Raw genomic sequence first — 12,664 nt, 5'->3', positions numbered from 1 at the left:
GGCGGCGCGTCAGTCGATAAGGATGTTGCTGACACATCGCCTTCGCGAGCAAGCCCGCTCCCACAGGGGATTCGTGCTGAATTCGCATCCTGCGTTAAGATGCCACTCACTCGAAAACAACAAGGTCTGCCTCGCTCCATGTCGGAAAAAGACACCATCGCCGTTCAACTGGTGCGTGAAGCGCTGCAGCAAAGTTGTGCCCCGGGCGTGGCCACGGATGAAGTCTTGAACAAGGTCGGGATTGCTCCGGCGCTGCTGCACAGCGAGCAAGGTCGGGTGCCTGCCTCGCAATACGCCAGACTCTGGCGCTTGCTGGCCCGGCGCGGCGATGACGAGTTCTTCGGCATGGATCCGCGTCGGCTAAAGTCCGGCAGCCTTGAGTTCCTTTGCCGCAGCGCCATGGCGCAACCGACGCTGGCCGCCGGCCTGGGCATGGGCCTGAATTTCCTCTCCTTGATGCTGGAAAAAATGCCCGCGCAATTGGCGCATCAGCAGAGCCTGGCGGAAATCGTCCTGCTCGAAGACGATCCTGAGCCGCGTCGGGCGTTTACCTATTTCACCTACTGGATGATCGTCCACGGCGTGGCCTGTTGGCTGGCGGGGCGGCGGATTCCGATTCTGGCGATCGAATTGCGCTGCGCCGAGCCGGATTTCTGCGACGACTACCGGGTAATGTTCTCGGAAAACCTGCGCTTCGACCGTCCGCGCACGCGGATGATCTTTGCTGCTGACTGCCTCGACCTGCCGATCAAGCGTACGGCCGAAGAACTGAAACGCTTTCTGGCCCATGCGCCGGCGAACATTCTGGTGAAATACCGCGACCCGGAAAGCCTCGCCAGCCGGATCAAACAGGACCTGCGGCAGCTACCCGCCGAACAGTGGCCGGAGACCGAGGCGCTGGCGCAACAACTGTGCATGTCCGCCTCGACCCTGCGCCGACGTTTGTCCGAGGAGGGGCAGACCTATCAGGGGCTCAAGGACAGCGTGCGCAAGGAACTGGCAATCAGTTGGCTGGCGGAGCCGTCGATCAGCTTCGTCGAGATCGCCACGCGGCTGGGGTTTGCCGATGCGAGCTCGTTCTACAAGGCGTTTCGCAAGTGGTCGGGGTCGAACCCTGGGCATTACCGCACCCTGATCCTCAACGAAGCGGTCTGATCCGGATTGTTTGTAGCCTGATCAGGCCTCTTCGGGAGCAAGCCCCCTCCCACATTTGAAATGCATTTTTCCTGTTATTTGCAGCCTGCCTGGATTGCTCAGGTGGACTTCCATTTGAAATGCATTCCTTCTTTGATTGCAGCCTCCCTTGCTTTTGTGGCTGATCCCTCATTGTGAAATGCAATTCCCTGTGGGAGGGGGCTTGCTCCCGAAGGCGTCAGTCCAGCCTGTACATCTCTCGAACCTTGGCCAAACCAATCAGCCAGATTGACAGCTTTGACCATTGCCGCCTCAGCGCCGCAGCGCGACTATCCCTGTGTTGTTTACGGTTCCCAGCCTAATAAAAACACCGAGGGATTCTGGCAATGCGCGATTACCTGTCTGCCACCGAACAGTTCAACTATCAGCACACCGTGGACGCTGCGCTCAGCGGCACGCTGGAGGCGCTCAACGCCTGCGTCGAATGTTGCGACCGCCACGCCTTGCCGGGGCGCATTGCGTTGTTCTGGGAGGGCCGCGACGGCGCGAGTGCCACGTACACCTTCAGCGAGCTGCAAGACCAAGCCGCGCGTTTCGCCAATTTCCTTCTCGAACAAGGCGTGCAGAAGGGCGACAAGGTCGCCGGTCTGCTGCCACGCAACATCGAGTTGCTCATCACCGTGTGCGCCACCTGGCGCATTGGCGCGGTGTATCAGCCGTTGTTCACCGCATTCGGCCCCAAGGCCATCGAACATCGCCTGAACAGTTCCGGCGCCAAAGTGGTGGTCACCGACGCGGTCAACCGGCCGAAACTCGCTGAAGTCAGCGAATGCCCGACCATCGTCACCGTCGGCGGCGCCAAGGGCCAGGGCATCGTCCGTGGCGATTTCAGTTTCTGGGCCGAGCTGCCTAATCATTCCAGCGTCTGCGAACCGGTATTACTGTCGGGCGAAGACCCGTTCCTGCTGATGTTCACCTCGGGCACCACCGGCCCGTCGAAAGCACTGTCGGTGCCGCTCAAGGCCATCGTCGCGTTCCAGAGCTACACCCGCGACGCGGTGGATCTGCGTCCCGAAGATTCGTTCTGGAACGTCGCCGATCCGGGCTGGGCCTACGGCATCTATTTCGGCGTCACCGGCCCTATGTCGATGGGGCACCCGATCACTTTTTACGATGGCCCGTTCACTCTCGAAAGCACCTGCCGGGTGATCAACAAATACGCCATCACCAACCTCACCGGTTCGCCAACCGCGTATCGTCTGTTGATTGCCGGCGGCAACGAGTTCGCCAAATCGATCAAGGGCAAGCTGCGCATCGTCAGCAGCGCCGGCGAGCCGCTCAACCCGGAAGTGATCCGCTGGTTCGCCGACAATCTCGGCGTAGTCATTCACGACCATTACGGCCAGACCGAACTGGGCATGGTCCTGTGCAACCACCACGGTCTGCAGCACCCGATCCACCTCGGCGCCGCCGGTTTCGCCTCGCCGGGCCATCGCATCGTGGTGCTCGACGAGCAGTACAACGAACTCGGCGTCGGCCAGCCGGGCATCCTCGCCATCGACCGCACCCAGTCGCCGATGTGCTGGTTCGGCGGCTACGAGGGCGTGCCGACCAAAGCCTTCGTCGGCGATTACTACCTCAGCGGCGATACCGTGGAGTGGAACCCGGACGGCAGCATCAGCTTCGTCGGCCGTAGTGATGACGTGATCACCACTTCCGGCTACCGCGTCGGCCCATTCGACGTCGAGAGCGCGCTGATCGAGCACCCGGCGGTGGTCGAAGCCGCCGTGGTCGGCAAGCCGGATCCGGAGCGCACCGAACTGGTCAAGGCCTTCGTCGTGCTCAACCCGCAATACCGCGCCGAACCGGCGCTGGCCGAAGAGTTGCGGCAACACGTGCGCAAACGCTTGGCCGCGCATTCGTACCCGCGGGAAATCGAATTTGTCAGCGAATTGCCGAAAACCCCAAGCGGCAAATTGCAGCGCTTTATCTTGCGCAACCAGGAAATCGCCAAGGCTCAAGAGGCCGCGGCGCATAACGTTTCAGCTTGAATCAGGAAGTCAGTCATGCAGATCGAGAACAAGGTTTTTATCGTCACCGGCGGCGCCTCCGGCCTGGGCGCGGCCAGCGCTGAATTGCTGGTCAGTGCCGGCGCCAAAGTTATGCTGGTGGACATGAACGCCGAAGCGGTAGCCGCTCAGGCCCAGCGCCTTGGCGCGCACAGCGTGGTGGCCGACATCAGCAACGAAGCCGCTGCCGAAGCTGCGGTGCAGGCGACGGTGAAAGCCTTTGGCAGCCTCAACGGTCTGGTCAACTGCGCCGGTATCGTCCGTGGCGAAAAGATCCTCGGCAAGAACGGCCCGCATGCGCTGTCGAGTTTTGCCCAGGTGATCAACGTCAACCTGATCGGCAGCTTCAACATGTTGCGTCTGGCCGCGGCGGCCATCGCCGAGAGCGAAGCCAATGCCGATGGCGAGCGCGGGGTAATCATCAACACCGCCTCGGTCGCAGCGTTCGACGGCCAGATCGGCCAGGCCGCGTATTCCGCCTCAAAAGGCGCGATCGCCAGCCTGACCCTGCCAGCCGCCCGTGAACTGGCGCGTTTCGGCATCCGCGTGATGACCATCGCCCCGGGCATTTTCGAAACGCCGATGATGGCCGGCATGACCCCGGAAGTGCGCGAGTCGCTGGCCGCTGGCGTGCCGTTCCCGCCGCGTCTTGGCAAACCTGCCGAGTACGCCGCGCTGGTTAGGCATATCATCGAAAACAGCATGCTCAACGGTGAGGTGATCCGTCTCGACGGCGCCTTGCGCATGGCCGCCAAGTAAGGAGGATTTGTCATGACTATTGCCAACGATCCGATTGTTATCGTCAGCGCTGTCCGCACCCCGATGGGCGGTTTTCAGGGCGAACTGAAAAGCCTCACCGCGCCGCAACTCGGTGCCGCCGCGATCAAGGCGGCGGTTGAACGCGCCGGGGTTGCCAGCGATGCGGTCGATGAAGTGCTTTTCGGTTGCGTATTGCCCGCCGGCCTCGGTCAGGCGCCGGCGCGGCAGGCAGCTTTGGGCGCCGGGCTGGATAAATCGACGCGCTGCACCACCGTCAACAAGATGTGCGGCTCGGGCATGGAAACCACCATTCTCGCCCACGACATGCTGCTGGCTGGCAGCGCCGATGTGGTGATCGCCGGCGGTATGGAAAGCATGTCCAATTCGCCGTACCTGCTCGACCGTGCCCGCGCCGGTTACCGCATGGGCCATGGCCGAGTGCTCGATTCGATGTTCCTCGACGGTCTCGAAGACGCCTACGACAAGGGCCGTCTGATGGGCACCTTCGCCGAAGACTGCGCCGAAACCAACGACTTCAGCCGCGAAGCCCAGGATGCGTTTGCCATCGCTTCGACCACTCGGGCCCAACAGGCGATCAAGGACGGCAGCTTCAAGGCCGAGATCGTGCCGCTGACCGTGACCGTCGGCAAAGAGCAGGTGCTGATCAGCAACGACGAGCAGCCGCCGAAAGCCAAACTGGACAAAGTCGTCTCGCTGAAACCGGCGTTCCGCGAAGGCGGCACGGTGACGGCGGCCAACTCCAGTTCGATCTCCGACGGCGCGGCGGCGCTGGTGCTGATGCGCCAGTCGCAAGCGCAGAAACTCGGGCTTAAACCGCTGGCGGTGATTCATGGTCACGCGGCATTTGCCGACACGCCGGGCCTGTTCCCGGTGGCACCGATTGGCGCGATCAAAAAGCTGGTGAAGAAGACTGGTTGGGCGTTGAACGAGGTCGATCTGTTCGAAATCAACGAAGCGTTCGCCGTGGTGGCGATGGCCGCGATGACCCAGCTGGAAATTCCCCACGACAAGCTCAACGTGCACGGCGGCGCCTGCGCGCTGGGCCATCCGATCGGTGCTTCGGGTGCGCGGATTCTGGTGACCTTGCTCTCGGCCCTGCGCCAGAAAAACCTGAAACGCGGGATCGCGGCGATCTGTATCGGCGGCGGTGAAGCCACCGCGATGGCCGTGGAATGCGTTTATTGATTCACGCAATCCCTTTGTAGGAGTGAGCCTGCTCGCGATGGCGTCGTGTCAGTCAACACTGATTTATATGACCCACCGCTATCGCGAGCAGGCTCACTCCTACAAGGGAAAGCGGGTCGACTTGAATTTAAGGATTCACCATGATTCCCAACGAAGACCAAACCCAGATCCGCGACATGGCCCGGCAGTTCGCCGAGGAACGGCTGAAACCGTTCGCCGCCGAGTGGGATCGCGAGCATCGTTTCCCCAAGGAAGCCATTGGCGAGATGGCCGAACTGGGCTTCTTCGGCATGCTTGTGCCGGAGCAGTGGGGCGGCTGTGACACCGGCTATCTGGCGTACGCCATGGCCCTGGAAGAAATCGCCGCCGGCGACGGCGCCTGCTCGACCATCATGAGCGTGCACAACTCGGTGGGCTGCGTGCCGATCCTCAAGTTCGGCAACGACGACCAGCGCGAACGCTTCCTCAAACCGTTGGCCAGCGGCGCCATGCTCGGCGCCTTCGCCTTGACCGAACCGCAGGCCGGCTCCGACGCCAGCAGCCTGAAAACCCGCGCGCGTCTGGAAGGTGATCACTACGTACTCAACGGCTGCAAACAGTTCATCACTTCCGGGCAGAACGCCGGGATCGTGATCGTGTTTGCGGTGACCGATCCGAGTGCCGGCAAACGCGGAATCACGGCGTTCATCGTGCCCACCGATTCGCCGGGCTACAAAGTCGCGCGGGTCGAAGACAAGCTCGGCCAGCATGCGTCGGACACCTGCCAGATTCTGTTTGAAGACGTCAAAGTGCCGGTCGCCAATCGCTTGGGCGAAGAGGGCGAAGGCTACAAGATCGCCCTGGCCAACCTCGAAGGCGGGCGGGTCGGCATCGCCTCGCAAGCGGTGGGCATGGCCCGCGCTGCGTTCGAAGCGGCCCGCGACTATGCACGTGAGCGCGACACTTTCGGCAAGCCGATCATCGAGCACCAGGCCGTGGCCTTCCGTCTCGCCGATATGGCCACGCAGATCGCCGTCGCCCGGCAGATGGTGCATTACGCCGCGGCCCTGCGCGACAGCGGTCAGCCGGCGCTGGTCGAAGCATCGATGGCCAAACTGTTCGCCTCGGAAATGGCCGAGAAGGTCTGCTCGATGGCGTTGCAGACGCTGGGCGGTTACGGTTATCTCAACGATTTCCCGCTGGAACGCATCTACCGCGACGTGCGCGTCTGCCAGATTTACGAAGGCACCAGCGACATTCAGCGCATGGTTATTTCGCGCAATCTCTGACAAGGAATCTTGCCCATGACTTACGAAACGATTCTGCTGGAAAACCACGGCCGCGTCGGCCTGATCACCCTCAACCGCCCACAGGCGCTGAACGCCTTGAACGCGCAACTGGTCAGCGAAGTGAACCATGCCCTCGATGGTCTGGAAGCGGATGCGAACATCGGTTGCATCGTCATCACCGGTTCGAAGAAAGCCTTCGCCGCCGGCGCCGACATCAAGGAAATGGCCGAACTGACCTATCCGCAGATCTACATGGATGATCTGTTCAGCGACAGCGACCGTGTGGCCAACCGCCGTAAGCCAATCATTGCTGCGGTCAACGGTTTCGCCCTCGGTGGCGGCTGCGAACTGGCGCTGATGTGCGACTTCATCCTGGCCGGTGACAACGCCAAATTCGGTCAGCCGGAAATCAACCTCGGCGTGCTCCCGGGCATGGGCGGCACCCAGCGCCTGACCCGCGCCGTGGGCAAAGCCAAGGCCATGGAAATGTGCCTCAGCGGGCGGATGATCGATGCGGTGGAAGCCGAACGCTGCGGCATCGTTGCGCGGATCGTGCCGAGCGATGAACTGCTCGACGAGGCGCTGAAAGTCGCCGCAGTGATCGCCAGTAAATCGCTACCGATTGCGATGATGATCAAGGAAAGCGTCAACCGCGCCTTTGAGGTCAACCTGACTGAGGGCGTGCGCTTCGAGCGCCGGGTGTTCCATGCGGCGTTTGCCACGCAGGATCAGAAGGAAGGCATGGCGGCGTTTGTGGCCAAGCGGACGCCGGAGTTTCAGGGCAAATAATGCGCTGAGCTGACTGACGCCTTCGCGAGCAAGCCCGCTCCCACATGGGATTTGTGTACGACGCAGATCCCATGTGGGAGCGGGCTTGCTAGCGAAGCTTTTGGCGTTACAACTGGTAGTTCTTCAGCTCCCGCGCAATCACCATCCGCTGAATCTCGCTCGACCCCTCGTAGATCTGGGTAATCCGCGCATCGCGGTAGTACTTCTCGACCGGATAGTCTTCCAGATACCCATACCCGCCATGAATCTGAATCGCCGAGGAACAGACCTTTTCGGCCATTTCCGAGGCGAACAGTTTGGCCTGTGAGGCCTCCGACAGGCACGGTTTGCCCGCCGTGCGCAGGCGCGCCGCGTGCAGGATCATCAAGCGCGCCGCGTTGATTTGCATGTGCATGTCGGCCAGCAGGTTGGCGATGCTCTGGTGTTCGTTGATCGGCTTGCCGAACTGGATGCGATCGCTGGAATACACCAGCGCCGCCTCAAACGCGGCCCGGGCGATGCCCAAGGCTTGCGCAGCAATGCCGATGCGGCCGCCTTCGAGGTTGGACAGCGCAATCGCCAGGCCCTTGCCGCGCTCGCCGAGCAGATTGGCCTCGGGAATGCTGCAGTTGTTCAGGGTCACCGCGCAGGTGTCGGAGGCGCGTATGCCCATCTTGTGTTCAGTGCGATCGACGATGAAACCCGGGGTATCGGTGGGCACCAGGAACGCGGAAATGCCTTTCTTGCCCAGATCCGGATCCGTCACCGCAAACACGATTGCCAGTTTCGCCCGTTTGCCATTGCTGACGAATTGTTTGGCGCCGTTGATCACCCACTGGCCGTCGCGCAGTTCGGCGCGGGTGCGCAGGTTGTGCGCTTCGGAGCCGGCCTGCGGTTCGGTGAGGCAGAAGCAGCCAATCGTCTGGCCACTGGCGAGATCCGCCAGCCAGGTCTTTTTCTGTTCTTCGCTGCCGTAATTCAATACCGGCCCGCAGCCCACCGAGTTGTGGATGCTCATGAACGCGCCGGTCGCGCCATCGCCGGCAGAGATTTCTTCCACCGCCAGCGCATAGGCCACGTAATCGACGTAAGTGCCGCCCCATTCCTCGGGCACCACCATGCCGAGCAGACCGAGTTCGCCCATCTTCGCCACCAGTGCGTCGTCGATCCAGCCGGCCTTTTCCCAGGCTTGCGCATGCGGCGCGATTTCGCCACGGGCGAAGTCCCGGGCCATGTCGCGGATCATCACTTGTTCTTCAGTCAGTTCGAGATCGTGCATGGCTCAGCTCCCGCTCTCAGTAAAACCGTGAAAGAAACTCGCGACATGCCCGGCGTACAGCGCAGCAAGGGTCGGCGGGTTCCAGCGTGGGGTCTTGTCTTTGTCGATCAGCAGGGCGCGCACGCCCTCGATCAGGTCGCCGCGTTCGAACCACTGGCGATCCAGATGCAGTTCGAGAGCGAAGCAGTGTTCCAGGCTCAGGTGCCGGCCGCGACGGAGCATTTCCAGGGTCACGGCCATCGCCAGTGGCGAGCGGGTCTGCAGCAGGTCAGCGGTGGTGGTCGCCCACTCATGGCTGTCGGCGACGGTGACCGCGCGCAGTTGCTCGACAATGCTCGGTACGTCCGGCAGGGCGAAGAAGTGGTCGATGGCCGCGCGCAGTTTCTCCAGCGGCGCATCGGCCAGGGTTTGCACGCCGTTTTTCGCCAGCAGGCCCTGCAGATCCTTGAGCGGCGTGTCGCGCCACTCCAGGTGATCGAGTTGTTCGTCGAGGCTCGACAGTTTGCTGCTGTCGACAAACCAGTCCGCCAGCCCGCAGTACAACGCATCGGCCGCACGAATCTGCACGCCGCTGACGCCCAGATAGATCCCCAGTTCACCGGGAATCCGCGAGAGGAAATAGCTGCCGCCGACATCGGGGAAATAACCGATCGCCACTTCCGGCATCGCCAGCCGGCTCTTTTCGGTGACCACCCGCAGATCCGCGCCTTGCACCAGGCCCATGCCGCCGCCGAGGACAAAACCGTCCATCAAGGCCAGCACCGGTTTGCGGTAATGATGTAGCGTCAGGTCGAGGGCGTATTCCTCGACGAAGAAATCTTCGTGCAGCGTGTCGCCGCTTTTGAAGCTGTCGTACAGCGAACGGATATCGCCACCGGCGCAGAACGCCTTCTCACCGGCACCGCGCAGCACCACGGCGTGCACGCTGGCGTCAGTCGCCCAGGCATCGAGTTGCTGCTGCAACTGACGAACCATGTCGAGGGTGATGGCGTTGAGACCGGCGGGGCGGTTGAGGGTCAGGTGACCGATGTGATTGCGAACCTCGGCCAGCACTTCGTCTGGCGTGGCATCCATGGACGGCGTCCGCGGGGATGAAGCCTGAGCAGTCATCACTAACTCCCTGCTTTTATTGTCTTTATTCGAGAAGCTCGCGCGCGAGCGTTGACGGATCGTAACAGTGCAAATTTGCCGTGTACAACCGGGATATGTGCAGGGGGAGTTTGCGTTTTTGCAGCAGGTTGAGGATTGCCTTTGTGGCGAGGGAGCTTGCTCCCGCCGGGCTGCGAAGCGGCCCGACACGGCGAGTTTACGACTGCTGCGCAGCCGAGCGGGAGCAAGCTCCCTCGCCACAGAGATTCAGGTGCTTAACGGGTGAAAACTTCACCGATGCTGCGGCGTTTGGCGTGCAGCTCGCTGGCGTGGATCAGTTGTTCGAGGTCTTCGGGAGTGACGTCGATAAACGCTTCCATGTCGGCCAATGCCAGTTTCAAGTCCTCGGCGGTAATTGATTGGCTGTCGACGGGAGCCTGCGGCGGCGCTGGCTCGGCCGGGCGTTTCGGATAGCGGATGCGCGTCAGGTTGTTGTAGGCCAGCGCGCTGAGCAGCATGCAGGCGGCGGCGAGCATCACCGGTTCCATGGCTTTCCAGTCCATGGCGATGGTGGCCGGATCGGCCAGCACCAGCGTCAGCGCCAAGGCGCCGGCCGGTGGATGCAGGCAACGCAGCCAACACATCAGGATCAGTGCCATGCCCGCCGCCAGGCAGGCGCTGCCGAGGGTTCGGCCGAGGACGTGGGCCACCAGCAGCGCGACCACGCTGGCGCACAGGTAGCCGCCGATGATCGACCAGGGTTGCGCGAGGGCGCCCGATGAGACGGCAAACAGCAACACCGCTGAAGCGCCCAACGGCCCGATCAGGTGATACGCGACCTCAATGCCGAACACCTGACTGCACGCCCAGACGCTGAACAAGGTGCCCAGCGCCATGCCGATGGCGGCGCGGCTCCATTCGGTGGGGCGGGTGTTGATGGCGGCGGGCAACCAGCGAGCGAGCATGTGAATCGGGTCCTTGCAGTAAATTCGGGGCAAAAAAAAGGACTTGTCCGTTTCGGAAAGTCCTCGAAGCGTTCCAACTATTGGGGGAGGAACGCGCACAGTGTGCCGTGCAAAGTCGATGCTGACAAATTCATATAAATGCTGCTTCAGTGCATTATTTTTGAGTTGTCGCCACGCGGCGTCCACTGACGAAACACAAGTACCCACCCAACGCCGCCAGAGCGCTCAAGGCGTAGAACATGCTCGGCGCCGGCGTGTGCATCAGCAGGAACCCGCACATCACCGGACTTAGCGCACCGCCCAGTGCCGCGAGGTTCTGCGCACCGTAGTAACTGCCGCGCAGCTCTTCGGGCGCGAGGGTGTCGACGAAGAGGAAATCCGCCGGATAGATGATCATCTCGCCGAGGGTGAAGATGAACATCGCCACGCACCAGCCGACCAGACTGTCGGCCAGGCTGAAGCCGATCAGACCGACGATGAACAACGCGGTGCCGCCGGCAATCCAGAACCGCAGGTGCTCACGCTTGAGGAAGCGGCCGATCTGGTATTGCAGCAGGATCACCGTGATCGCGTTGCAGGCGAGCAGGGCGGCCATGGTGTCGAGGGTCTGCTCCTGCGTGTGGGTCACCAGCAGATACTGCGACAGGTACAGGGTGAAGCGCCCGTGAACCAGGGTGCTGAGCAGGCAACCGAGGGTGAACAGGATCATCGTGCGGTCGTTTTTCAGAATGATCAGCGTCTTCAGGAAGCTCTGCGGCTGGCTCGCCTGCGACAGCGGGCTGACCTCGCGAGAGACGCCCAGCAACAGGAAAACGCTGCCAGCGGCAATCAGCCCGGCGACGATAAATGGCGCTGAAGGCTGAACCCCGGCAATCACCACGCCGATCATCGGGCCGACGGCGTAGCCAATATTGGTCAGCGTGTAGTTCAGCGAAAACGCCTTGACCCGCTGGCCGACCGGCAGGTTTTCACTGAGCATCGCTTTGGAACAGATCAGGAACAGCGCCGACGCCGTTTCACTGATGATCAGCACCAGCGTGACCAGGTACAGATTCTGCGCGAAGGTCAGCAGCATCAGGCCGACACCGCTGGAAAGCATGGTCAGGATCAATAGTTGGCGCTTGTCGAGGCGATCGATGATGTAGCCGCCGTACAGCGACAACAGCGTGGCACTGAACACGGCGATGCCCAACAGCAGGCCGACGTCTTGCGGGTTGAGACCCAGTTTGTTGCTGAGGAACAGGGTCAACAGCGGGCTGATCAGGGCACGGCTGATGACGATGCTCAGCGAGGTGATCATCAGTCGGCGGATCAGGCGGGAGTAGGTGGCCACGAAGAGATCAATGTCCTTATTTCAGAATGCGCGGGTGAGCCTTGCCATCCTCACCGGGTCCCGCTCGGCGGTCAACCTGACACACCGCAATTCCTCTCTGTGGGAGCGGGCTTGCTCGCGAAGGGGCCGGCACATTCAGCATATTTATTAGCAGACACACTGCCTTCGCGAGCAAGCCCGCTCCCACAGAGGGGATTTGCAGTGTTCTCAGTCGAGGGGCAGGTGCATTGCGCAGCGTCGCTCGGCGGCAAAGCCATGCTCGATTTCTTTCTGCAGAGCATCGAGCAAATGCGCTTCGTGCTCACCGGGTTCGACTTCCACAAACCCCATCCGCTGATAAAACGGCGCATTCCACGGCACGTCGCGAAACGTGGTCAGGGTCACGGCGTGCATGTGCTGAAGGCGGGCATGTTCAATCGCGGCCAGCACCAGTTGACGGCCCGCGCCCTGGCCCTGAAACGCTTGGCTGACGGACAGTTCTTCAATGTGCAGTTGCTTAGCGATTGCCCGCGCGCGAATGAATCCTGCAAGTCGTGCCGTGGCGCTCTCTGCAATCCAGACGTACGCATTGTCGATGGCTTGGCGGTGTTGCGCGGCGCTGGCCACGTCGGTGTCGGCAAGCCAGGCGAGGGTAGGATCTGTGCGAAACAGCTCGGCGGCCGAGCGTTCGATGGCGGGGAGGGCGGCGGCATCATTCTGCCGCGCCCGGCGTACAACAAAACTCATGGTAAACAGTCCCTGTAGAAGCTGCCGCAGGCTGCGATCTTTTTCCTGAAAGCACAAAAGATCGCAGC

The 12,664-nt window shown here is 61.9% G+C and carries 11 protein-coding genes; 6 read left to right on the top strand and 5 right to left on the bottom strand.

What is annotated here, in order from left to right:
- Positions 1 to 138 precede the first annotated feature (138 nt).
- From VLA07_RS17310 to VLA07_RS17285, 6 genes are all read left to right on the top strand, one after another.
- Positions 139 to 1,155: an AraC family transcriptional regulator gene (locus VLA07_RS17310; protein ID WP_333989896.1), complete on the top strand. Its 1,017-nt coding sequence runs from the start codon at positions 139 to 141 to the stop codon at positions 1,153 to 1,155.
- A gap of 365 nt (positions 1,156 to 1,520) precedes the next feature.
- Complete coding sequence (locus tag VLA07_RS17305) at positions 1,521 to 3,185, top strand: AMP-binding protein (protein WP_247267615.1); 1,665 nt, start codon at positions 1,521 to 1,523, stop codon at positions 3,183 to 3,185.
- Between the two features lie 15 nt (positions 3,186 to 3,200).
- Positions 3,201 to 3,962: an SDR family NAD(P)-dependent oxidoreductase gene (locus tag VLA07_RS17300; RefSeq protein ID WP_139054020.1), complete on the top strand. Its 762-nt coding sequence runs from the start codon at positions 3,201 to 3,203 to the stop codon at positions 3,960 to 3,962.
- Between the two features lie 12 nt (positions 3,963 to 3,974).
- Positions 3,975 to 5,168: an acetyl-CoA C-acyltransferase gene (locus tag VLA07_RS17295; protein ID WP_333989893.1), complete on the top strand. Its 1,194-nt coding sequence runs from the start codon at positions 3,975 to 3,977 to the stop codon at positions 5,166 to 5,168.
- A 140-nt stretch (positions 5,169 to 5,308) separates the two neighbouring features.
- Positions 5,309 to 6,436 carry an acyl-CoA dehydrogenase gene (locus VLA07_RS17290; RefSeq protein WP_027611962.1) on the top strand — a complete coding sequence of 376 codons (1,128 nt, stop codon included), beginning with the start codon at positions 5,309 to 5,311 and terminating at the stop codon, positions 6,434 to 6,436.
- A gap of 15 nt (positions 6,437 to 6,451) precedes the next feature.
- The gene (locus VLA07_RS17285; protein ID WP_098963986.1) at positions 6,452 to 7,225 is read left to right on the top strand and encodes an enoyl-CoA hydratase; all 774 of its coding nucleotides are present in this window, start codon (positions 6,452 to 6,454) and stop codon (positions 7,223 to 7,225) included.
- 106 nt (positions 7,226 to 7,331) lie between these two features.
- Here VLA07_RS17285 and VLA07_RS17280 read toward each other — a convergent pair whose 3' ends face one another.
- From VLA07_RS17280 to VLA07_RS17260, 5 genes are all read right to left on the bottom strand, one after another.
- A complete protein-coding gene (locus tag VLA07_RS17280) occupies positions 7,332 to 8,483 on the bottom strand; it encodes an acyl-CoA dehydrogenase family protein (RefSeq protein ID WP_333989889.1) in 1,152 nt (383 codons plus the stop codon).
- Positions 8,484 to 8,486: 3 nt separating this feature from the next.
- A complete protein-coding gene (locus tag VLA07_RS17275; protein ID WP_333989887.1) occupies positions 8,487 to 9,593 on the bottom strand; it encodes an enoyl-CoA hydratase/isomerase family protein in 1,107 nt (368 codons plus the stop codon).
- A gap of 254 nt (positions 9,594 to 9,847) precedes the next feature.
- Positions 9,848 to 10,537, bottom strand: coding sequence for an HPP family protein (locus tag VLA07_RS17270; RefSeq protein ID WP_150370541.1), 690 nt, complete (start codon positions 10,535 to 10,537; stop codon positions 9,848 to 9,850).
- Between the two features lie 154 nt (positions 10,538 to 10,691).
- Positions 10,692 to 11,870: an MFS transporter gene (locus VLA07_RS17265; protein ID WP_333989884.1), complete on the bottom strand. Its 1,179-nt coding sequence runs from the start codon at positions 11,868 to 11,870 to the stop codon at positions 10,692 to 10,694.
- A gap of 207 nt (positions 11,871 to 12,077) precedes the next feature.
- A complete protein-coding gene (locus VLA07_RS17260; RefSeq protein ID WP_333989882.1) occupies positions 12,078 to 12,596 on the bottom strand; it encodes a GNAT family N-acetyltransferase in 519 nt (172 codons plus the stop codon).
- Between the last annotated feature and the right edge of the window lie 68 nt (positions 12,597 to 12,664).

Origin of the sequence: Pseudomonas sp. S3(2024), assembly GCF_036861315.1 — a bacterium.
Taxonomy (GTDB): Bacteria; Pseudomonadota; Gammaproteobacteria; order Pseudomonadales; family Pseudomonadaceae; genus Aquipseudomonas; species Aquipseudomonas putida_A.
The sequence above is the reverse complement of the archived record's forward strand: the minus strand, read 5'-3'. Positions and strand labels throughout refer to the sequence as shown.